Consider the following 23,882-nt stretch of genomic DNA (forward strand, 5'->3'; position numbering starts at 1 on the left):
GCAAAGAGGCTGCCTACATAGTAGACAGCCTGTAAGGTATTAACCTTTATGATATTTGTACATCCAAAGAAGACCAGATTTTAATAATCTCGGTACACGTCCCATTAATGGTTGGTTTGCGAGTAAACCGAATCCATGTTTCTTACCAAGAGATCCTAGAACACCTTTTAATTTAATAACAGGTAGTTCATCCGGGAGTGGTTCATTATTCCAACGTTTTAATAATATTTGGACAATTTGTTCTCCTTGACCTTCAGCAAGTTGGGCAGATGGTGCATGTGGAAGTGCTGCGCAATCTCCTACAACATACACGTGCTCGTTGTTTGGAATATTGTGATATTTTGTTAAAACAACCCGTCCGCTACCATCTTGTTCAACTGGAAGGTTTCGAACAACTTCATTTGCTTGAATACCAGCTGTCCAGACGATTGCATCACATTCAAGTGGTTCATCGTGGTTGTACACAATATTTGGTTCTACTTTTGTAATGTTAGAGTTTCGTATAATGTTAACTTTATGCTTTACAAACCATTCTTCTACGTATCTACTTAATTTCTCTGGATACGGGAATAAAATTCTATCTTTTCGATCAAATAAATAGATTTTTAAATCAGAACGGCTTTCACGAAGTTCACTTGCTACTTCAACGCCACTTAAGCCAGCACCAACAACAGCTACTGTTGCATTTGGTTCTAGACTATTTAATTGTTCATAGGTTTTACGTGTTTGTTCAATTGATTGTAGACTATGTGTATATTCCCTAGCCCCAGGAACGTTATGATATTTATCTTCACAGCCAAGTCCGATAATTAAGTCATCATATTGGATTGCTTCGCCGCCATCGAGATGAACAGCTTTTTCTTCGAGGTCAATATTTGTTATTGTGCCGTATTGAATATTGAGGCGTGGGTGTTCAGGAAACGGTATACGAATATGCGTTTCTGAAATAGTACCCGCAACTAATGCATAATATTCAGTTTTGAAGCAATGATATGGTACTTTGTCGATTAATGTCACTTGTACATCATCTGGAAGTTGGTTGCTTGGAAGTAGCCTTTGCAGAATTCTCATTCCACCGTAGCCGCCACCTAGTATTACGAGGTGTTTCATGATGGATTACCCCTTTTCTGTTGAAATATCCCCTAATCATAAAATTTTATATTAATAAAATATTTTGACTTTACTCAATCAAATTATATCGAATTTGTGAACAAATAACAATGCATGAATGAATACTCTGTTGTACAATAAGAAGAAAAGTAAAATAAACTGTTTTTCCTTTGTAGTTACTATTTCATTGGAAGTAGCATGTTATATAGAAGAAGTCATCTACTTTGAAGTGAAGTAATGAAGTAACTAAATAGTTTAGACTGTGTAACGAAAACAACAAGAAACAGCTTAGTTTTCTTCTTATAGATAAAGTGAAAAGGTAATTTGTTTTGTAGTACAGGGGGGAGAATTTTGATTAAACCATTAATTGAATTTTGTGTAGGTAACCTTGCAAGTGGTTCACAAGCAGCTCTAGAAAAATTAGAAAAAGATCCGAATTTAGATGTAATGGAGTACGGTTGTCTAGGGTATTGTGGTATTTGTTTTGAAGGACCGTTTGCACTTGTAAATGGTGAAGTTGTACAAGGTGCAACAGTAGAAGAGCTTGTTAATAATGTATATGAGTATTTGGATGAAAATCCAATGTTTTAAGGTGTTGCGAATTAGCAGCACCTTTTCCATTAGATAAAACTTTATTTTGTGGGGAAGGCTAATGCTGATTATTAGCCTTCCCCAATTGAAAATAGTGGGATAAATAAAAAAAGGCCCTTTTTAGAAGGGCTTTTTTCTTACACAAATTGTGTAAGAGTGGCTCATCGCCAAACGTTGTCAAATATGAGAAACGGGGGACATTCATATTGTGTTCTAAAAGCATGCATTCTATACTTAAAATAACAAATTATTTTTGGAGTGAATACAAATGAGCCAATTTTCTTTTACAAAAATGCATGGTCTTGGCAATAGTTATATATATGTAAATATGTTTGAAGAGCAAATTCCTGAAGAAGATTTAGCTCTTGTGGCGGGAAAGGTTTCAAATATTAATACTGGTATTGGAGCAGACGGGATGATTTTAATTTGCCCTTCAGACGTAGCTCCGGTGAAAATGCGCATGTTTAATAATGATGGTTCTGAAGGAAAGAGCTGTGGTAATGGTTTGCGCTGCGTAGCGAAATATGCGTATGAGCATAAACTAGTAGAAGAAACAGTTTTCACAATTGAAACGTTAGCTGGTATTGTAACGGCTGAAGTAACAGTAGAAGATGGTGTCGTGACATTAGCGAAAATTGATATGGGGGCACCGCGTCTAACACGTGCAGAAATACCGATGCTTGGTGAAGGTGAAACGCCATTTATTCGTGAAAACTTCTTATATAATAATCATCGTTATGCATTTACAGCTGTTTCAATGGGAAATCCGCATGCGGTTATTTTGGTTGATGATGTAGAAAAAGCACCTCTTACAACACTTGGACCAGTCCTCGAGACACATGAAATGTTTCCAGAGCGAGTAAATGTTGAGTTTATCGAAATTTTGAATGATGACGAGATGAACTTCCGCGTTTGGGAACGTGGATCTGGTGTAACGCAAGCTTGCGGAACAGGAGCGTGCGCTGCAGTTGTAGCTGCTATTTTAAATGGAAAGATGGAACGCGGTAAGGAAATTACTGTTCATTTAGCTGGTGGCGATTTAATGATTGCGTGGACTGAAGAAGGAAACGTGTTGATGAAAGGACCTGCGGAAGTAATTTGCCGCGGAGTGTATGAGTACAAGATAGAAGCGTAAAGATGTATAATGGACTAAGAACAGAAAGGAAGGTGTATTTCATGATTAAAGTAACAGAACAAGCAGCTTTTCAAATTAAAGATATGTTAAAAGATGCTGAAGATGGAGAGAAGTATGTGCGCCTTGCTGTACACGGCGGCGGATGTAGCGGTCTTTCTTACGGCTTAGGATTTGAAGTAGAACCAAAAGAAGACGACACAGTTCTTGAGTTTTTCGGTGTTGAATTTGTTATCGATAAAGAAAGTGCTCCAATTGTTAAAGGAGTAAAAATTGACTATAAACAATCTATGCTTGGCGGTGGATTCACAATCGACAATCCAAACGCAATCGCATCATGCGGATGTGGATCATCTTTCCGTACAGCGACGAATGCTGGTAAACCAGAAGAGTGCTAAGTTTTTAGACGAAATAGAAAAGGCCTTTTTAGCGATGGAATAAAATCGTTAGAAAGGTCTTTTCTTTTGGCATTAAAACAGAAAATGCATGTAAAGTTACTTTGGAATTTAATTTAAATGTTATTATATATAGGATATGTGATTTATATTGTGAATTCCAGTTTCATATTGCTCGTTTTAAGATAAGATTTCGTAACGGAAATGTAAAAAAATAGAAGAAATATACTATTTATTAGTTGTATTTAATGTTAATATTTGTAACGAAGATGATTGGCGATCGTGTTCGGACTAGCTGTAGTTTCACCGGTTATTACTAATAGGTAGATTTATCCCATAAAAGCCCGATTGGTGAGGGCTGATTAAAGTTTCACTTTATATAAAAAAGGTGTATGAGGGAGAAGGCTATAGCAAATTGTATAGAACTGAATAGTTCCGTATTCATTAAAATACGTTGATTACTAGATATTAAAAAACACCGGGGGGATTAGAATGAAGTTATTTAAGAAAGTACTTATAGTAGGGGTGGCGTTGACTACAGTATCGATTTTGGGGGCTTGTTCTAGCGATACAGACGTATTAACAAAAGTAGGAGCAAAGCAACCAGCGAAGGCCGAAGGTGAAGAAGTATTAAAAGATCAGAAGAAAACACCTATGACCACGAGTAAACGTGAAAGTATTAAAAATGAGGATGCTCCATCATCAAAGAAGCGTTATATTTCTCATGACGAATCTCAAAAGATTGAGGAAGGTATGACGTATACGGATATTCTTAATACGATTGACTACGGTGGTGAGAATATAAAACATTATAATAATAATGAAAAACGCGTATTTTATACTGAAAAAGATACGGATGGTACATATGAAATTATGGTTGAATTAAATACATATGGTTACGTTGTGAATATTGAACGTACTGCTATAAAGGGTACAGATAAAGAGAATGAGAATGAGGTATCTATGAAACGTATTGAAGAGCCTGTAAAGGAATATGAAGAAAAAAACGATCGTGTACCGTGGTATAAAGATGTAAATAACAATTCGGCAGCAGTAAGTTACAATCACTATTTGAAAATCAAAAAAGGTATGCCCGCGAATCAGGTAAAAGCTGCAATTGGACAGCCACATGTGATTGAGAAATATAAATCTTATTCAGTATATGACTATACTGGTTATGGTGGAGAAGGATCATTACGTGTAATCTTTGAACCGAATGGAACTGTTACGGATGTAGTGGAAGACGGTTTACCACGATAATAAATTAGTTACGGGAAGAGTTGTAGTAAAGTTGTCTTTGATTTTATAAAGTTTTTGGGAGCATCCCCAAATATAGATGAAAAAATAATTCTTTTAGCCATGTTATAGTATTAGTATTTACCGAAGTTTCTTCCAAATTCAATAGCGTTATTGTGGATGTTGTTGACGTATTAGTTTTGTTGATATATGCCGCAGTAGGGCAGCAATTGTAATTGGACGTAAAAGGACGCGGAGGAGTAGCAGCTTCCTTTTGAAAAAAAGGAGGGAAATATGATGGAGGATATTCTTGAATTCATAAGGAAATACGTAATTAAACCTATTATTAGTTTAATAAGATACCTTGTAATAGAGATTATAATTGAGGGTATAATAGAAGGCGTAATAAACGGTATAAGGAAATTACGTGATAAGTGGCGAAATTGGCGTGAAAGACGTTATTGGCGGTAGTGTAGCTGAGAAGCGTGCGAAACAAAAACGTTATACAGAAGTTTAATGAAATGATAGAAATCGACCCGCATTTAGAATCTGTACTCGTTCCAATTGGTGATGGAATGACAATTTCTAAAGTGAAGAAATAATTATTATCTTACAAAAGTGTAATGTTCATGTCATGTTTTTGAATTTCTTCTTTAAGCTCTGGGCTTTAAGATAAGAATATAAGAAAAAACATATGAGGTGAAGGAAATGAAAAGATACATTGCACTATTTAGTATTTTAGTTGTATTCGCAAGCTTGTTAGTTGGTTGTGATTTAAACCGTATGGGTAAAGATGAGTACTACGTTCAAATTACAGTAGATGGAAAAGAAGTTCATAGTAAAGCTGATAATGGTCAAAAATTTAAAGATTATGAGTATAAGCTAACTGGCTTTGATAAAGACGGTAAAGAGAAAGAATTAGAATTTACAGCTCAAAAAAATCTTCGTAAAGAAGCATTCCTACGCGTATATCACTCAGATAAAAAAGGTGTATCAGCTTGGGAAGAAGTAAAGAAAGACGAGCTTCCAGCGAAAGTGAAAGAAAAATTAGGCGTGAAATAAGACAGATAGAAAAGGAATTGACGAACAGGGTCAATTCCTTTTTTTGTTTTCAAATTCTTCTTCTGAAATGACTTTAAATCCGTGTCTTTTAAATAAAGCAGTAGTTACCCCGTAACCAGTTTGCTTATTGCCATTAAATTCACCAGTGTAAATCGTAGAACTGCCACAAGATGGACTACGTTCCTTTAAAATAATATATTCTGGGTGTAAATTTTTAATTTGTTCTAATGCTTTATAAGCACCATTTACGAAAGCTTCTGTGACATCTTCACCATCTTTGGTCATCACTTTCGCTTTTCCGTCCAAAACGTCGTCGCCATTCCCGCCAATAATTTCAGCAGAAGGACGAGGTGTTGGCAGTCCTCCTAATACTTCAGGACAAATGAGGACTGTATCTTCTTTTTGTAGTAGCTCCTCTATTTTTGAAACGAGATTGTCATTTCCGTCATATCGACAAGCTATACCACCTAAACAAGCGCTAATTACGATCATATTTTCATCTCCATTAAAAAAATATTAAATTCCACGCCAAATTCTCTTCCTGCCTCTTACTTATAAATGAGGTGATATAAATGGGAAGCTTATATAATTTAATGAAACCATACAGTGAATTTCGAAGTAAAGAAGAGTTTAATACATATCAAAAACAAGTTTTGAAACATTATCGATTTCAATTAAATAAAACGGATGCTACCATTATTCATTTTTTAGGAAAGTATGCAGTGAATGAGAAACAGAAAACAGTGGGGGTTGCTTGTCCATTAATGGAGACGATTGCTACAAATGTTGGAAAGAGTATTCGTACAGTACGCCGCTCTATTGCAAAGTTAGAGGAACTAGGAATTATAAAGCGTGTTGCGACAAAAGAAAGACATAGGCGCGGCGGATATAGTGCGAACTTATATGTATTTCTTATATCTGCAATTGACCGCATGGATGACCGTATGAAAATGTCCGCATGTGAAAGTGAGGATTATACAGCTGGCTGTAGCGGAAAGGAGCAAAAAAGCGAAAGGGAAACAATTCTTTCTAAAAACATTCTACAAATAAAAGAGAAAAGAAAAATAACGTACGAGCTTGATGAGACGTATTGCCGTCATGATATACCGAAGCCTTTTATATACGCACTTCTGCCGATGACGAGTAATCCGAAGAAGATTAATATATTTTGGAGTAAGGTGGAACTTGCATATAAAAAGAGTGGATTACTAGAGCAAGGTGTTTTACTGGAGCAAATATTAGCTGATGAAGAAGTGTATGGGAATTTCATTTGGCGCGTGAAAAGTGTTGTGAGGGCGTATAAATACGGGGAAATCCGTAAAAATGTGAAGGCACTTTTATATAGTACAGTGCGAGATTTATTTTTAGAGATTGGATTAGAATGGGGAGCAGCTGTGAGAAGAAGTAAGGGGATAGCGTTATTTGATCCATTTAAAAAAGAGCCATGCGTATAATACATGACTCCAAGTAGCTAGTCGAACTTTCTTACAACTGGAACACGAATCGCTACAAATAGTACGAAGACGATAACAGCTATTGCACCACTTTTCATAACGGTTACGATTGGAATTCCTATTGCAAGTGCAATGGATGTGAATGCATAAGAGAGCGGGATAAAGCCCATTGATGATAGCATAAGTAAACTCATTACGCGTCCCATCATTTCTTCTTTGACTGTCGATTGAATCATTGCCATAAGCGGTACAATCGCCATTGCGATTGTAATACCGTAAAACATGCCAGCTAATAGTGCTTGCCAAAGTACGGTACTAAAGTTGATGGCTAAGAAGAATATACCAGACAATAGCATCATGATAATACAAAATAGACCGCGTCTACGATTAATATTTTTTAAACCGACAATGACAGCACCGATTGCCATTCCGCCGCCTACAGATGCTTCTAAGTAACTAAACTGGAGCGAATCACCATGCAGCACGTTTTTAACAAAAAGCGGGAAACCAACTTGCATCGGGCCGATTAAAAATAAGTTTAAAAAGGCGCTACAAATAAGGAAAGTTGAAAGGAATGGCGATTCCTTTACATATAAGATTCCTTCTTTAATGGAAGTGAACATACCTTTATCTGTATCTTTTTGTTCTGGCATCGTAAATTGTATTTTTTGAACGAGTATGGCCGCGACAATCAGTAATAAAATCGTAATGGAAAAGATTGTCTCATAGTTCGTAAATTTAATGAGAATTCCGCCAAGTACAGGGCCTAAGATGACCGATGCTTGGTTCGTCATTTGTGTAAGTGAATTCGCTTGTGTTAACCGGCTTTTTTCTACCAATTCCGGTAAGATAGATCCATCTGCTGACCAGAAGAAAGCATCAGCAAGTCCAAAGAATAAAGCGAATAAAGCAAATGTATATAGCGTTACATCACCAACGATAAACCATGTGAGAATGGTTGCGACAAGAATCGCTCGAATGATATTGGAGTAAAACATAATATTTTTTTTCGGGAATTTATCAGCTACAGCGCCGCCGACAATCATAAAAATAAGCCTTGGAACACTAAGGGCTACGAAAACAACACCGAGTGAAGCTTCAAGGTTTAATGTTTTTGCTATGTACCACGTTTGTGAAAAAGTAAAAAAGGCTAAAGCAAAGCTTGAAAAAAGAGTAGCTGCCCAAAGAAAAAGGAAATTCGTATTTTTTAATAACGGTTTTCCGCTTCCTTCTAAAGCAGTTTTATTTTGTTGTAGTTCCTCCATATTGCTTCCTTTCTATGTGACAAATTTAAACTAAAAAACAAGTAAACGCCCGATTGGTGAGGGCTAATACTTAATGGGAGATGCCCCCACTGATTATAGTTTCACTTTATACAGTTTCTAATATTTCTATACTGCACTTTCTCATTGTAGACAATAATAATGAATTTGCCCAGTAGCTATTTAACGACAAAAAAAGATGCCGAATGGGCATCTTTTTTTAGGCTAACGCAATATAAATATCCAATTGTGCATGATTTGGGTCTAATGCTCTTTCGTCGTAAAGCTCGAAGTCTGTTGTGAAGGCACGTTTATTTTCTTTCGACCATTGCCAAATATATTCCCAAGCTTCGCAAACGACTTCAGCAACTGGTCCCTTTCTCGTTGTAAATACCGCATATGTAGCAGCAGGTATTGTTAAAGTTGTCATATTTTCAGGAACGTCTTCTAATGAAGAAACGGTCGTACCGATTGTAAATGTATATGTACCAGTTTCATCTGATTCATAGTTGGAGTAGAATGCGAATGTTTCTTTCGTTTTTTGATTTGGGATGTGATGCATCATTTGTTCTTGAAAGTATCGGTTCCAGAGCTCGGGAATTTTCCCTTCAGTAGATGCCTCTATTTCGTTAGTCGTCGTAATCGAAACGCCGATTGCTTGGAAAGCTTCTTTTTTTACGATAATGGGTTCGTTTATCATTACAAATTCCTCCTTTAAAATAAGAACATATGTTCTCTTATAATATAACATATTTTTACATGTAACGGTTATTGTTTTTTGAAAATTTTAATCATAAATAACAAACTGAAATGACTAAAAATGGTAAAATTTCTATTGTATGTATGAATAGATTAAGAGATATGTTAAGCTTTTTATGTATCCTTAAACTGTTATATAAACCTATACAATAGGGCATTTTTTACTATGTTAAAAAATGGTGAAGGTTTGTATAAGTGTCCGATATATATATATGCTATTTTTGATAAATTAAAATAGTAATATTCTATGAGATTTATATTGTTGACATTGGGATTTCAACGATACATTTTCGTAGGTCGGATTGTTGCGAGTGGATATATATTGCTATGTATACGGCTACGAAATTAAGTAGACGGATAGCAAGTATATAGAAAGGAGAAAGGTAGAAAATATGAAGCAAGTATTGAAGTGTTTTAATGTCGTAACGATGATCACACTTCTCCTATCCATCATATTGCCTTCACCCAGTGCTTTTGCTACAGAGATAAATAAAAAAAGCTGGGATGAGCTACAAGGAAATGATGTGAAAATTAAGGCAGAGCAAGTAAATGCTGAAATATATAAGGGAGAAGTAGCAGAGAGGGAGCACGTATTTCAATATACGATTGAAAATACGGGAGCTACACCAATTCAAGAATTGGTGCTTAAACAAAATAATGAAAATGAAATTACGTTCCCTTCGCAATCTGTGAAAGTAAACGGAGAGAAGTTACCTGAAAATAAGGTAGCGGATTTCTATGTAGAGGAAAAAGATAAGGGAGGAAAGGTTCTTTCTTCTAATCTTAAAATTAAAGATTTAAAATCACATGAAAAAATGACTGTGTTAATAAAAGCTCGTCGTGCACAACATTTTAATAATGAGTATAAGCAAAAAATTAGTGTGCAAAAGGATCAACTACAAATAGGGAACATGTCTGTAGATGTTGAGGGAATCCCTTCTGAAGAAAAGGTAGCAGCTAATGCCGATGAGGAGGCTGACAGTAGTAAGAAAGAAGTTGGCCCATCAGCTAATAATACAATTAAAAAAGTTGATGAAAAGCTAAAAGTATCTGTAGAAGATAAAAATAACCCTACATCAAAAACAGAACCACCAAAACAACCAGTAACCGAAGCTGAGAAACTAGAAAAAGAAGCGGAAAATCAGAGCGATGCAAAAGTACAAGCTGCATCAGAGAATGCTTCGAAGGTTCAAATGCAAACAGGGGATAAGCAAGGATTTGGAGATCCACTGTATTCTACAATTACTGCTGGTAATTTAGTACAGACTGGTAATGTAACACTTGGTTTGACGACCGATCATTATGGCAGACAAAGTATGGGTTATAAAACGAATAAAATGACTGTGGACGTTGATAACGATGATAGTACTTTTAATTCGTCAACAGGTGCATTTCCTAATATTCCTGCCGGAAGTAAAGTGAAAAAGGCTTACTTATTCTGGACAGCAGCAATGGGGTTACCAGGAAATATTGCTGATAGAAAGGTTACCGAGGATCAAGTAAGGCAACCAGTCAAAATGAAAATGGGAAATAAAGAATATGCAGATGTAACTGCTGATAGCATACGAAAAGCGGATAGCTTACCTTTTATTTCTAATTACTCGGGTGCTGGTGCTGGTTATGTTGCATATGCGGATGTAACAAATGTAATTGCGCAGCAAGGGATTTCTCAAACTTTGACAGTTGCAAATGTGCCACAAATTAAAGATGTAACAGGTGGCGGCTATTACTGGGGTAACTGGAATCTTATATTAGTTTATGAAAACTATAAAGAAACAGTAAAAGACATGAAGATTTGGGAAGGGCTAGTCTCTCAAAAAAGTACAGCCTGGACAGATATTAGTGTTAATAAAATAAATACACCCAAAGAAGGTACTTTTAAGGCGAAATTTAGTTATTTTTCATCGCAAGGTGATCCAGCTGAGAAAGATGGATATGCATATGATTATGGAGAATATGATTTTGGTGCTGGATATATAAAGATAAAAAATATTAACGGTAAAGATAATGATGCGAATGATTCGTCTATGACAGAAGTACAAGTAGACGGTACTAACGAGTTTGTTACGAAAAAATATCCAGGATATAATCCGGATTGGACGAATTCATTCAGTACTGACATTCATACGTATCATCTTGAAGGACCGAATCAAGTAAAAAATGATTTAAAAGAAGCAAAAATGCGTTTTAGAGCAAATAGTGGCTATGGTGATATTTACGTATTAAATAACGCTACATTTGTTACAGAACATAATGCTCCAAACTTACAAGTTGATAAAAAGGCGTTAGATAGTGCCGGAAAAGAAATTAAGGACATTAAAGCTGGTGAAGAGTTTACGTATCAAATTGAAGTGAAAAATGATACGAAAAATAACCAAGCACCTGTATCTAATGTAAAAGGTTTTGATAAATTAGATGATCGTTTAGAGTATGTTCCGGAATCTATACAATATATTTCTGGAAGTAATAAAGGAAATAAAACAGATAATGCAAGCGATGATGAAGCAGAGTTTGTAAATAATCAAATTGATTTCCGTATGGGTGAAGGGGCAGATGCTAAAGACGGCGGTGTTTTAAAACCTGGTGAGAGTGCTATTATTACATTTAAAGTAAAAGTGAAAGCTTCTGTACAATCAGATACAACAATAAAAAATATCGTTGCGGTAAAGGGAAAAGATAGTACCGAGGTAAATTATGAAACTGCAGATGATGCAAATGTTACGGTTACGCTTCCAAAAGAAGTTCCGGGAGAAATAGAGGCGAGAAAAATAGCTTCTAATAAAACACCGAAGTTAGGTGATGAAGTAGAGTATCGTATTACATTTAAAAATACGGTAAAAGATGGACGTCTAGATGTATTGACAATTGAAGACGAATTACCAAGTAGTCTTGAATACGTGAAAGATAGCTTGAAAGCAGAAGGTGCAAAACCAGAGCCAGTAGAGCTGAAGTTTGAAAATGGTAAAGTAATTGCAAAGTATCCAGAAATTATGGATATGGAAGAAAGAAGTATCGTCTTTAAAACAAAAGTAAAAGAAACTGCAAAAATTGGTGAAGAAATTGTTAATAAAGCAACCGTTAGTGATAAAACAAATCCACCAAAGGATTTAGAAGAGAAGATTACACCACAGCATAAGTCCGGTAAAATTGCTGCAAAGAAAAAAGCAACAAATAAAAAGCCGAAGCTAGGAGAAGAAATTGAATATCAAATTAGCTTCCAAAATACGGTGGAAAACGGAAAACTAGATGCAGTTACAATAGAAGATGAAATTCCAGCTAACTTAGAATTTGTTCAAGGCAGTGAGAGAGCTGAAGGTGCTGAACCAAATCCAGTAGAGTTAAAAGTAGAAAATGGTAAGGTAATGGCAAAATATCCAGAGATTACGGATACAAAAGAGCGAAGCATTGCCTTTAAAGTGAAAGTAAAAGAAGAGGCAAAAGCCGGAGAAACGATCGTTAATAAAGCGGTTGTGAGTGAGCCGAATGGACAAACTGAGCATCCAGAAGAAAAGATTACGCCGGATTATAAATACGGTAAAGTGGATGTTGAAAAAAGCGTAACGAATCAAACACCAAAACTAGGAGAAGAAGTGGAATACCGAATTACATTTTATAATACGGTAGAAAACGGAAAACTAGAAAAGGTGCTAGTAGAAGATACACTACCTAAAGGTGTTGAATACGTGAAAGATAGTTTGAAAGCTGAAGGTATAAAACCAGAGCCAGTAGAACTAAAAGTGGAAGACGGCAAAGTAATGGCAAAGTATCCAGAAATTACGGATACAGAAAAAAGAAGTATTGTTTTTAAAGTGAAAGTAAAAGATTCGGCAAAAGTAGGGGAGGCAATCGTAAATAAAGCAATTGCAAAAGATCCGAAAAATGAGCCTGTTGAATCAAAGGTTGTTATTACACCGCAAAGTAAAAAAGGTGAAATTGCTGCTACAAAGGTAGTTAATAATAAGAAGCCAAAGTTAGGCGAAGAAATCGAGTACCGTATTAGTTTTCATAATACGGTTGAGAACGGAAAACTTGAAGAGGTGCGAGTAGAAGATACAATTCCAAAAGGTCTTGAATATGTAGAAAATAGCATCAAGGCCGAAGGAGAAGCACCTGGACCAGTAGAATTAGCTGTTGAAAATGGGATAGTCAAAGCTAAGTATATCGATATTATGGATATGAAAGAAAGAAGTATCGTCTTTAAAGTAAAGGTGAAGGAAGAAGCAAAAGTAGATAAAGAGATTGTCAATAAAGCAATTGTTGATGATACGAAAAATCCACCGATTGAGCCGGAGGAAAGAATTACTCCGCAACATAAGGATGGAATAATTGATTCGAAGAAGACAGTAGATAATCCATCACCAAAACTAGGAGAAGAAGTAGAATACCGAATTAGCTTTAAGAACACGGTAGAAAACGGAGAACTAGAAAAGGTAATAATAGAGGATACAATTCCTAACGGTTTAGAGTATGTAAAAGGCAGTGAAAAGGCTGAAGGTGATAAACCAGCTCCATTAAAGTTAAGTGTGAAAGATGGAAAAGTCATTGCTGAATACGAAAATATTACGGATATGAAAGAAAGAAGTATTGTCTTTAAGGTAAAGGTGAAGGAAGAAGCGGAAGTAGGTAAGGAAATCATCAATAAGGCAATTGTGGATGATATGAAACATCCGAAAGAACCAGAAGCAAAAATCACACCATTACACAAAGATGGAAAAATTAAAGCGAAGAAAAGCGTAAATAATGAAACACCGAAGTTAGGAGAAGAAGTAGAATACCGAATTAGTATGAAAAACACGGTTAAGTACGGAAAGCTAACAGACGTGATAATAGAGGATACTTTACCAGAAGGTTTAGAGTATGTAGAAAATAGTTTGAAAGCAGAAGGTATCGGAACAGATTCAGTAGAGCTGAAATTTGAAAACGGTAAGGTAATGGCAAAATATCCAGAAATTATGGATACAGAAGAAAGAAGTATCGTTTTTAAAGTGAAAGTAAAAGAAGGAGTAACAGTCGGTAAAAAAATCATTAATAAAGCAACTATTGATGATTCGCAAAATAAGCCAGTTAATCCGACTGCGGAAATTATTCCTCAGTATAAAGATGGAAAACTTGAAGCGAAAAAGATGGTAAATAATGAAACGCCGAAGTTAGGAGAAGAAGTGGAATACCGAATCAGCTTTAAAAATACGGTAGAACATGGAAAGCTAACAGAGGTAAAGATAGAAGATGATTTACCAAATGGATTAGAGTATGTGAAAGATAGTGTAAAAGTAGAAGGTTCTAAGCCAGATCCAGTGGAATTGAAATTTGAAAACGGTAAGGTAATGGCAAAGTATCCTGAGATTACAGATACAAAAGAGAGAAGTATTACCTTTAAAGTGAAAGTAAAAGGTAAAGTGAGCGATTCAATTGTTAATGAAGCGATTGTGAGCGATACGAAACATCCGCCAGAAACACCGACAGCAGAAATTATTCCGCAACATAAAGACGGAAAAGTGAAAGCGAAGAAGACGGTAAATAATGAAACGCCGAAGTTAGGAGAAGAAGTAGAATACCGAATTAGTTTTAAAAACACGGTAGAAGGCGGAAAACTAGCAGAGGTGAAAATAGAAGATACTTTACCCGAAGGTTTAGAGTACGTAGAAAACAGTGTGAAAGCAGAAGGTTCTAAGCCGGATCCAGTAGAATTGAAATTTGAAAATGGTAAGGTAATGGCGAAGTATCCAGAGATTACGGATACAGAAGAAAGAAGTATCACTTTTAAAGTGAAAGTAAAAGATGAAGTGAAAGTCGGTAAAAAAATCGTCAATAAAGCAATTATTGATGATACGAAAAATGAGCCAGAAACACCGACGGCAGAAATTACTCCACAGCATAAAGATGGAAAAGTGGAAGCGAAGAAAACGGTAAATAATGAAACACCGAAGTTAGGAGAAGAAGTGGAATACCGAATTAGCTTTAAAAATACGGTAGAAAACGGAAAGCTAGCAGAGGTAACAATAAAAGATGATTTACCAAATGGATTAGAGTATGTGAAAGATAGTTTACGAGCAGAAGGTTCTAAGCCAGATCCGGTAGAACTGAAAGTGAAAGATGGAAAAGTAATCGCAAAATATCCAGAAATTATGGATACAGAAGAAAGAAGTATCGTCTTTAAAGCGAAAGTAAAAGAAGAATTTAAGGTTGGTGAAGGCATTGTCAATAAAGTAGTTGTTGATGATACAAAAGATCCAACAACTTCAGAAGTAACAATTACGCCAGAATATAAAGACGGTAAGCTTAAAGCAGAGAAATTTGTAAACAATAAAAAACCGAAATTAGGAGAAGAAGTAGAATACCGAATTAGTTTTAAAAACACGGTAGAAAACGGAAAACTAGTAGAGGTTACAGTAGAAGATGAAATTCCAGCTGGATTAGAGTACGTGGAGAACAGTTTACAAGCAGAAGGTTCTAAACCAAGTCCGGTAGAATTGAAATTTGAAAACGGCAAGGTAATGGCAAAGTATCTAGAAATTGCGGATACAAAAGAAAGAAGTATTATTTTTAAAGTGAAAGTAAAAGAAGAGGCAGAAATAGGAAAGGAGATTGTTAATAAAGCAATCGTAGTAGATACAAAAAATGAGCCAGAAGAGCCTCGTGTGGAAATTACTCCGCAATATAAAGATGGTAAAATTGCTGCGCAGAAAGTAGCAAATAATCATAAACCGAAACTAGGAGAAGAAGTAGAATACCGAATTAGTTTTAAAAACACGGTAGAAAACGGAAAACTAGTAGAGGTAAATATAAAGGATACATTACCAAATGGTTTAGAGTATGTAGAAGGCAGCATCACAGCAGAAGGTTCTAAACCGAAACCAGTAGAGCTACAGGTGAAAAATAATAAGGTAATGGCAAAGTATCCAGAAATTACAGATACAGAGGAAAGAAGTATTGTCTTTAAAGCGAAGGTAAAAGAAAGCGTAAAAGTGGGAGAAGAAATCGTAAATGAGGCAATTATAGATGATACAAAGAATCTGCCAGAAGAGCCTTATGTAACGATTACACCACAATATAAAGATGGGAAAATTGAGGCAAGAAAAGAAGTAAGTAATCATGAACCGAAGTTAGGTGAGGAAATCGAATATCGAATTATTTTTAATAATACGGTGAAAGATGGAAAACTAGCAGAGGTAAAAATAGAAGATGAAATTCCAGCTGGATTAGAGTTTGTAGAAGGAAGCGAAAAGGCTGAAGGTGAAGAGCCAAAACCAGTGGAGTTGAAAGTAGAAAATGGTAAGGTAATGGCAAAGTATTCAGAGATTATGGATACGAAAGAAAGAAGTATCGTCTTTAAAGTGAAGGTGAAAGATTCAGTTGCAATAGGTAAAGACATCACAAATAAAGCGATTATCCATGTTGATGATCCGAACCATCCAGTAATTGATCCGACAGCAAAAATTACACCGCAATATAAAGACGGTAAAATTGCTACTCATAAAAAGGTGAATAATCATAAACCGAAGCTAGGGGAAGAAATCGAATACCGAATTTCATTTAATAATACGGTGAAAGATGGAAAACTGGCAGAGGTGAAAATTGAGGATGAAATTCCGTCTGGTTTAGAGTATGTGAAAGATAGTCTAAAAGCAGAAGGTGATAAGCCAGCACCAGTAGAGTTGAAAGAAGAAGCTGGTAAGGTTAGTGCGAAGTATGAAAATATCACTGACATGAAAGAAAGAAGCATTATCTTTAAAGTGAAGGTGAAAGATTCTGTTGAAGTGGACAAAGCAATTGTAAATAAAGCAATTGTTGATGATACAAAAAATCCACCAGAGCGACCAGAAGTAGAAATTACCCCGCAGCATAAAGACGGTAAAGTTAAAGCTGATAAAAAGGTAAATAAAAAAGATCCAAAGCTAGGAGAAGAAGTAGAGTACCGAATTAGTTTTAAAAATACGGTAGAAAACGGAAAACTAGCAGAAGTGAAAATTGAGGATCAATTACCAACTGGTTTAGAGTATGTGAAGGATAGTTTAAAATCAGAAGGTAATGAGCCAGCGCCAGTAGAGTTAAAAGAAGAAGCTGGGAAAATTACAGCGAAGTATGAAAATATTATTGATACAGCTGAGCGTAGTATTATCTTTAAAGTGAAAGTAACGGAAGTAGCAAAAGTCGGTAAGAAAATCGTGAATACGGCAATTGTGGATGATGACAATCCGAAGAATCCGCCGCAAAAACCAGAAGCGATTATTACGCCGGAGTATAAGGACGGAAAACTAAAAGCTGAGAAAACAGTAAATAATCCAGCTCCAAAATTAGGAGAAGAAGTAGAGTATCGAATTACTTTCCGTAACGTAGTAGAGCATGGAAAAGTAGCGAAGGTGAAGATTAAGGATGAATTACCAACTGGCTTAGAGTTTGTAGAAGGTAGTGAAAGAGCCGAGGGAGAGAATCCGAAACCGTTGTATGTGAAAGTGAAAAACGGAATCGTCCTTGCGGAATATCCAGAAATTACGGATATGAAAGAAAGAAGTATCGTCTTTAAAGTGAAAGTGAAAGAAAAAGCTAAAGTAGGCGAAGAGATTGTGAACAAGGCGATTGTGGAAGATACAATAAATCCACCAGAGCAACCGAATATCTCTATTCAGCCTCAATATAAAGATGGTGCATTACAAGCAGAAAAAACAGTAAGTAATCATGAACCAAAGTTAGGAGAAGAAGTAGAATATCGAATTAGCTTTGAAAATACGGTAGAGAACGGAAAACTAACTGAGGTAAAGGTAGAAGATGAAATTCCAGCCGGTTTAGAATACGTAAAAGATAGTATAAAGTCTGATGGGCCGGAACCATATCCGGTGGAACTTAAAGTAGAGAATGGAAAAGTAACAGCAAAGTATCCAGAAATTACGGATACGAAAAAAAGAAGTATCATCTTTAAAGTGAGAGTACAAGAGACGGTACAAGTAGGAAAAGAGATTGTAAACAAGGCGATTGTTGATGATAATAATCCGACGACTCCGCCAGTTGAGTCACTTATACCAATCACACCGCAATATAAAGATGGGAAACTAGAGGCAAGGAAAGAAGTAAGTAATCATGAACCAAAGCTAGGGGAAGAAATTGAATATCGAATTACTTTTAACGGCACAGTAGATGGCGGGAAGTTAGTTGATGTAAAGATTGAAGATGAAATTCCGTCTGGTTTAGAGTATGTGAAAGATAGTCTGGAGGCCGTAGGTGATAAGCCTGTGCCTACAGAACTTAAAGTAGAGAATGGAAAAGTAACAGTGAAGTATCCAGAAATTACGGATACGAAAGAAAGAAGTGTCATCTTTAAAGTAAAGGTAAAAGAAACAGCAAAAGTTGGAGGAGAAATAACAAATAAAGCGATTATTGAAGTGGATGATCCGAAACATCCAGTTATAGAACCGACAGCGAAAATAAAGCCAGAATATAAAGATGGTAAGTTAACAGCAGCGAAGACAGTAAGTAATAAAGAGCCAAAGCTAGGAGAAGAAGTAGAATACCGAATTAGCTTCAAAAATACGGTGGAAAACGGAAAACTAGATGTAGTTACAATAGAAGATGAAATTCCAGCCGGTTTAGAATACGTGCAAGGTAGTATTAGATTTGAAGGGGCTGAGCCAAATCCAATAGAGTTAAAAATGGAGTTTGGAAAAGTAATCGCCAAGTATCTAGAAATTACAGATACGAAAGAACGTAGTATTATTTTTAAAGCGAAGGTAAAAGAAGCGCCGAGTAAAGGGATAACAAATAAAGCAGTAGTGGACGATAAAATAAATCCGCCACTTGAGCCTACAGTTACAATTTTACCGAAAACAAAAGAAGATTTTAAGATACCAGAAGATCCGAAAGAACCGAAGGAGCCAGAAGTGAAACCGGAAGATCCGAAAGAGCCGAAGGAGCCAGAAGTGAAACCGGAAGTAAGATTGGAAAAATTAATTAAAGAGCCGCAAGTAAAAACAGAAAGAGAATTACCGAAAACAGGGGCAGCGTCTCCATGGATGATGTCAGTTGGTGCTGGAATTTCATTCTTAGTTGGCGGAGTATTATTCGTATTAGGTAGAAGAAGAAAACAATAATTTTTTCAGACGAAAAGCACACTGAGTTCGATAGTTTATCGAATTCAGTGTGCTTTCGTGGTATATAAAATAAAAGCTCCTTCCACGTATGGAAGGAGCTTTTATTTTTACATATTAAAACATGCTTGAGCTATGCATTGGTTGAAGTTTTGCATTTGGATCGAAGTAAGCTTTTGCATTGTTTACTGCTGTTGGTGCTTCACCGAAGCCGCAAGCAATGAGTTTTACTTTTCCTTCATATGTACAAATGTCACCAGCAGCGTAAATACCAGGAATATTTGTTTCCATTTTTGAATTTACAAGGATGCTGTTTTTTTGTATATCTAAGCCCCAGTTTTTAATTGGGCCAAGAGAAGAAACGAAGCCATAGTTTATAATTACGTCATCAACATCGATGATAACTTTTTCTTCCGTTTTTACGTGCTGAAGAACGACTTGTTCAATTTTGTCATCACCAATGAGTTCAACTGGAACATACGGTGTACTTACTTCTGCACGAGAATTCATTAAGTTTTCGACGCTATGTTCATGCGCACGGAATTTATCGCGGCGATGAACGATTGTAACTTTTTCAGCGATCGGTTCTAACATCATTGTCCAATCAACAGCTGAATCGCCGCCGCCAAATACTACGACGCGCTTACCGGCAAATTTATTCATATCATCAACGAAATAATGTAAGTTTTTCTTTTCATACTTTGCTGTACCTTCTAATTCTAAGCGGCGTGGTTGGAAAGCACCATTGCCAGCAGTAATAATAACTGATTTAGAATAGTGAGTTTGCTTATTCGTAACAAGTTTAAATATACCGTCAGCTTGTTTCTCAAGCGTATCGACAGCTTCTTCTAAACAAACGGTTGGGTCAAATTTCTTCATTTGCTCTTTTAAGTTATCAACTAATTCTTGTGCGCGCACTTTTGGGAATCCAGCTACATCATAAATGTATTTTTCAGGGTAGAGTGCGGATAATTGTCCTCCAAGTTGAGGTAAGCTTTCAATGATTTTTACACTTGCTTGTCTCATACCGCCATAAAATGCTGTGAACAGCCCTGTTGGACCACCACCAATAATTGTTATGTCGTAAACTTTTTGATTTTCTGCCACTTTCATTCCCCCTATAGATGGAATTTTGATATTGATTTCATATATTGTTCATATGTACACGAAAATCCTGCAAATGATGACACTTTCAAATAAATGATAGCATATTTGAGTTCATAATACTTCTGAAAACGACTGAATTGTGTGTAAGTTTTCGCATAGGTTCTTTTTTATTGTATAAAATATACAGAAAGGAAAATACATGAAAAAAAGTCTAAAAAACCCTTGAAAACGCTATGTTATTTTAAAATATTGATAATTCTCCAGACGCTTGAATTCTGGAATAAAACCGACTAATATAGGGAAGTATTATGTTAAATTTCTATGACAAAATTCGTACGATTTTTTGACTGCGTTTTGTTATGATATAGAATGTGATAAATTCCACATTCTTGACAAATAGAGTTTTTAGTACTTGGTATTATTTCTCATTACTATTATATAAAGAAAAGGGTTGTGATTTGGTGAAGACTCCAAAAATCGTAGTTTTAGGTGCAGGTTATGGCGGGATGATTACGACTGTTCGTCTGCAAAAAGCATTATCTGTAAATGAAGCTGAAATTACGCTAGTAAACAACAACAGCTATCACTACCAAGCGACTTGGTTACACGAGAGCGCAGCTGGTACATTACAAGATGAAAAAATCTGTCTAGATATTCAAGACGTTATTGATACAAATAAAGTGAACTTTGTACAAGACACAGTAGTAGAAATTAAAGCTGCTGAAAAACGCATTATCTTAAAAGACGGCGAGTTAGAGTATGACTACTTAGTAATTGGTCTTGGTTTCGAATCAGAAACATTCGGAATTACAGGATTAAAAGAGCATGCATTCTCAATCGCTAACATTAATGCAACTCGTGAAATTCGTGAGCATATGGAAGCTAGTTTCTCTAAATATGCAACTGAACAACGCGATGAGTTAGTAACAATCGTTGTTGGTGGTGCTGGATTTACTGGTATCGAGTACGTAGGTGAGCTTGCAAACCGTGTTCCTGAACTTTGCAAAGAGTACAATGTACCACGTGAAAAAGCACGTATCATCTGTGTAGAAGCTGCTCCAACAGCACTTCCAGGTTTCGATCCAGCGTTAGTAGAATACGCTGTAAAACAACTTGAGAAAAAAGGTGTAGAATTCCGCATCGGTACAGCAATTAAAGAAGCAACTGAAGAAGGTATTATCGTTGCGAATGGCGATGACACTGAATTAATTAAGTCTGAAACAGTAGTTTGGGCTGCAGGTGTTCGTGGTAACGGTATTGTGGAAGAGTCTGGATTTGAAGCAATGCGCGGACGTGTAAAAGTTGATGAGTACATGCATGCTCCAGGATACGAAGATGTATTCATGGTTGGTGACGCAGCGTTAATCATTAATGAAGAAATTAACCGTCCATACCCACCAACAGCACAAATCGCAATTCAACAAGGTTACAATATTGCACACAACTTAACTGTATTAGTTCGTGGTAAAGGTGAAATGAAAAAATTCGCATTTGATAATAAAGGATCTGTATGTTCTTTAGGTCATGACGATGCAATGGGCGTTGTTATGGGTAAAAAGTTAACAGGTTGGAAAGCTTCCTTCATGAAGCAAGTAATCGATAACCGTTACCTATTCTTATTAGGTGGACCTTTATTAGTTCTTAAAAAAGGTAAATTAAAGTTCTTTTAATATATAGTAGAAAAAGCAGAAACGGCTAAGAGCTGTTTCTGCTTTTTTCATATTAAAAATATAGTATAATATAAAAAGAAAGAATATTCTGTCCGTTCTGAAAGAGGAGGTTATTACATCATGGAGAAACGAGGGAAGGTATGGCTAGCTGTTAGTGGCCTAGTAGCTACAAAAGATGGCAGGTGGCTATTCGTTAAGAAAAAATACAGTGGATTAAAAGGGAAATGGTCTTTACCGGCTGGTTTTGTAAATGAAGGTGAGACGGTTGATGAAGCTGTGAAACGCGAAGTATTAGAAGAGACAGGCATTGTCGCTCATGTGAAGGGGGTCATTGGTGTTCGATCGGGTGTTATTCGTAATGAGATTAGTGATAATATGATTATTTTCCTTTTGGAGCCTGAAGGAGAAAATATTATTATACAGGAGAAAGAATTGTCTGAAGTGGCGTTTCTACATCCAGATACGATTGCGGACGATCCAAATACGTCTGTGCTTATTAAGTATTTGTTAGAAAGAAAATCAGAATTACATCTTGAAATGGATAAAACATTAAATCCAGGAGAGCAATTTGGTTATACAGCCTATCACGTATTTACGGCGCATGCGAAGGAGAGGGAGAAAGAGTGAGTATACCGGTACTACTTATTTCAATGATGTTATTTTTTATTTTGTTCTTTGGAATTGGATTTTTACTCAACATGATTTTGCGAGCTACTTGGGTGATGGTTATTGTGTATCCGATTGTTTGTATGCTTATTATTAATAAAGCGAGTATGTGGGATTATTTTTCAAAACCGAAAGAAACATTTTCTTCATTTGGGACAAGTGTATCGCACTTAGGACAAGCAGACGTATTTATTCTATCTACTGGATTGGTAGGGGCTGCTTTAGCAGGAGTCGTAATCAAGAAACTTCGGAAAAGCGGATATCAAATGTTTTAATCTCCAATTAAGTTGGAGATTATTTTTTTGCATATTCCTTCATGGTATAGGGAATGATTAACGATGAAGGAGTGTGGAATATAAAAATGTTAAAACGATATTGTATTCGCATTATGATGACTTGTTTACTTGCAATTGCATTATGCGTAACATGGAATGCTTTCACAGGAGTTTCTTTATTAGAGATTGTAAAGAAGTATGAGGGAACGAGTGCAAAAGAAGTACATGCAGCAGAAGTTAAGAGAAATGTTGCTCCGAGTAAAGAAGTGATAAATGCTTTAGAGCAGGCAAACGACTGGTCTAAATATCGTTCAATTGAAATGACGGCAACAGGTTATACGTCGGGAATTGAGTCAACTGGTAAGAGGCCGGGACATCCGGAGTATGGTATTACATATTCAGGTGTTAAGGCGAAAAGGGATTTATATTCCACAATCGCTGCGGACTTACGCGTATTCCCAATTGGAACAATTTTATTCGTACCAGGTTATGGGTATGGTGTAGTAGCAGATAAGGGCGGTGCAATAAAAGGAAACCGTCTTGATTTGTACTATGATACGGTGAAAGATGTTTATAGCCAATGGGGTAAGAAAAAAGTAAATGTGTATGTAGTGAAAGTTGGAAACGGTAAGTTTTCAGAAGAAGAATTAACGATGTTAAATCAAGACGAAACGATGCAGGTGTTTCGGGGTCAATATTTGAAATAGAATATATAGTTGATAGGGCTTCCTTCTGTATTTTTTAGAAACATTAATATAGAGGAGAGCCCTTTATTATTGGTATTTAATAACTGATTTTCAATGTTTAATTTATGTGTTATAATTTTTCCTGTATTAGAAGGAAATTACAATTGAATAGGGAGGGAAAGAAGAGAGTGACAAAATAGAAGCACTCTTATTATTATGAGGGAAGGAACTTTATCTCAACAAAATATAGTTGTATTGTTTTTTAAACAGTTACGCCCGAAACAATGGACTAAAAACTTGCTTGTATTTGCAGCGTTAGTCTTTTCAATAAAACAAGTATCTTTAACTATGGTGGCACAAGCTGCAATTTGTTTTGCGCTATTTTGTGCAATATCTGG

At 36.0% G+C, this 23,882-nt stretch carries 16 protein-coding genes and 2 pseudogenes; 13 read left to right on the forward strand and 5 right to left on the reverse strand.

Features of this window, described 5'->3' with window-relative positions; translation table 11 throughout:
- Positions 1–39 precede the first annotated feature (39 nt).
- The gene (locus DN401_RS08480; RefSeq protein ID WP_000682068.1) at positions 40–1,110 is read right to left on the reverse strand and encodes an NAD(P)/FAD-dependent oxidoreductase; all 1,071 of its coding nucleotides are present in this window, start codon (positions 1,108–1,110) and stop codon (positions 40–42) included.
- A gap of 351 nt (positions 1,111–1,461) precedes the next feature.
- On the opposite strand from DN401_RS08480, the gene DN401_RS08485 reads away from it, so the two are divergent.
- The 6 genes and pseudogenes from DN401_RS08485 (at position 1,462) to DN401_RS08510 (ending at position 5,526) form a co-directional block, all read left to right on the forward strand.
- A complete protein-coding gene (locus DN401_RS08485; protein ID WP_000595026.1) occupies positions 1,462–1,701 on the forward strand; it encodes a YuzB family protein in 240 nt (79 codons plus the stop codon).
- Between the two features lie 268 nt (positions 1,702–1,969).
- Positions 1,970–2,836, forward strand: coding sequence for a diaminopimelate epimerase (dapF, locus tag DN401_RS08490; RefSeq protein ID WP_000077405.1), 867 nt, complete (start codon positions 1,970–1,972; stop codon positions 2,834–2,836).
- A 41-nt stretch (positions 2,837–2,877) separates the two neighbouring features.
- Positions 2,878–3,231, forward strand: a complete 354-nt coding sequence (locus tag DN401_RS08495; RefSeq protein WP_000598775.1) for a HesB/IscA family protein — start codon at positions 2,878–2,880, stop codon at positions 3,229–3,231.
- A gap of 489 nt (positions 3,232–3,720) precedes the next feature.
- Positions 3,721–4,488 (forward strand): hypothetical protein, encoded by a 768-nt coding sequence (locus DN401_RS08500; protein ID WP_000765217.1) that lies wholly within the window; start codon positions 3,721–3,723, stop codon positions 4,486–4,488.
- Positions 4,489–4,891: 403 nt separating this feature from the next.
- Positions 4,892–5,066 (forward strand): annotated as a pseudogene (locus DN401_RS08505) (methyltransferase).
- Between the two features lie 106 nt (positions 5,067–5,172).
- A complete protein-coding gene (locus DN401_RS08510; RefSeq protein ID WP_000833148.1) occupies positions 5,173–5,526 on the forward strand; it encodes a YxeA family protein in 354 nt (117 codons plus the stop codon).
- A 30-nt stretch (positions 5,527–5,556) separates the two neighbouring features.
- On the opposite strand, the gene DN401_RS08515 is transcribed toward DN401_RS08510, so the two are convergent.
- Positions 5,557–6,018: a 2-thiouracil desulfurase family protein gene (locus DN401_RS08515; RefSeq protein WP_000635488.1), complete on the reverse strand. Its 462-nt coding sequence runs from the start codon at positions 6,016–6,018 to the stop codon at positions 5,557–5,559.
- 80 nt (positions 6,019–6,098) lie between these two features.
- On the opposite strand from DN401_RS08515, the gene DN401_RS08520 reads away from it, so the two are divergent.
- Positions 6,099–6,980, forward strand: coding sequence for a helix-turn-helix domain-containing protein (locus DN401_RS08520; protein WP_000535271.1), 882 nt, complete (start codon positions 6,099–6,101; stop codon positions 6,978–6,980).
- A gap of 17 nt (positions 6,981–6,997) precedes the next feature.
- Here the strand turns inward: DN401_RS08520 and DN401_RS08525 are convergent, their stop codons facing one another.
- Together DN401_RS08525 and DN401_RS08530 are read right to left on the reverse strand one after the other, a co-directional pair.
- Entirely contained in the window at positions 6,998–8,245 is a 1,248-nt protein-coding gene (locus tag DN401_RS08525; RefSeq protein WP_000391944.1) for an MFS transporter, read from the reverse strand.
- Between the two features lie 217 nt (positions 8,246–8,462).
- A complete protein-coding gene (locus DN401_RS08530; protein WP_000606657.1) occupies positions 8,463–8,942 on the reverse strand; it encodes a GyrI-like domain-containing protein in 480 nt (159 codons plus the stop codon).
- Between the two features lie 451 nt (positions 8,943–9,393).
- On the opposite strand from DN401_RS08530, the gene DN401_RS08535 reads away from it, so the two are divergent.
- The gene (locus DN401_RS08535; protein ID WP_149287658.1) at positions 9,394–19,083 is read left to right on the forward strand and encodes an isopeptide-forming domain-containing fimbrial protein; all 9,690 of its coding nucleotides are present in this window, start codon (positions 9,394–9,396) and stop codon (positions 19,081–19,083) included.
- Positions 19,084–19,197: 114 nt separating this feature from the next.
- Here DN401_RS08535 and DN401_RS08540 read toward each other — a convergent pair whose 3' ends face one another.
- Positions 19,198–20,187: an NAD(P)/FAD-dependent oxidoreductase gene (locus DN401_RS08540; RefSeq protein ID WP_000829784.1), complete on the reverse strand. Its 990-nt coding sequence runs from the start codon at positions 20,185–20,187 to the stop codon at positions 19,198–19,200.
- A gap of 461 nt (positions 20,188–20,648) precedes the next feature.
- On the opposite strand from DN401_RS08540, the gene DN401_RS08545 reads away from it, so the two are divergent.
- From DN401_RS08545 to DN401_RS30030, 5 genes and pseudogenes are all read left to right on the forward strand, one after another.
- Positions 20,649–21,857, forward strand: a complete 1,209-nt coding sequence (locus DN401_RS08545) for an NAD(P)/FAD-dependent oxidoreductase (RefSeq protein ID WP_149287659.1) — start codon at positions 20,649–20,651, stop codon at positions 21,855–21,857.
- Between the two features lie 120 nt (positions 21,858–21,977).
- Entirely contained in the window at positions 21,978–22,484 is a 507-nt protein-coding gene (locus DN401_RS08550; protein ID WP_149287660.1) for an NUDIX hydrolase, read from the forward strand.
- Entirely contained in the window at positions 22,481–22,798 is a 318-nt protein-coding gene (locus tag DN401_RS08555) for a YuiB family protein (protein ID WP_000027016.1), read from the forward strand. The genes DN401_RS08550 and DN401_RS08555 overlap by 4 nt, the downstream gene beginning before the upstream one ends.
- 86 nt (positions 22,799–22,884) lie before the next feature.
- On the forward strand, positions 22,885–23,505 hold the full coding sequence (locus DN401_RS08560; protein ID WP_002204854.1) for a 3D domain-containing protein: 621 nt from the start codon (positions 22,885–22,887) through the stop codon (positions 23,503–23,505).
- Between the two features lie 195 nt (positions 23,506–23,700).
- Positions 23,701–23,882, forward strand: a pseudogene (locus DN401_RS30030) (decaprenyl-phosphate phosphoribosyltransferase); the annotation flags it as partial.

Origin of the sequence: Bacillus sp. BF2-3, assembly GCF_008368795.1 — a bacterium.
Lineage (GTDB): Bacteria > Bacillota > Bacilli > Bacillales > Bacillaceae_G > Bacillus_A > Bacillus_A cereus.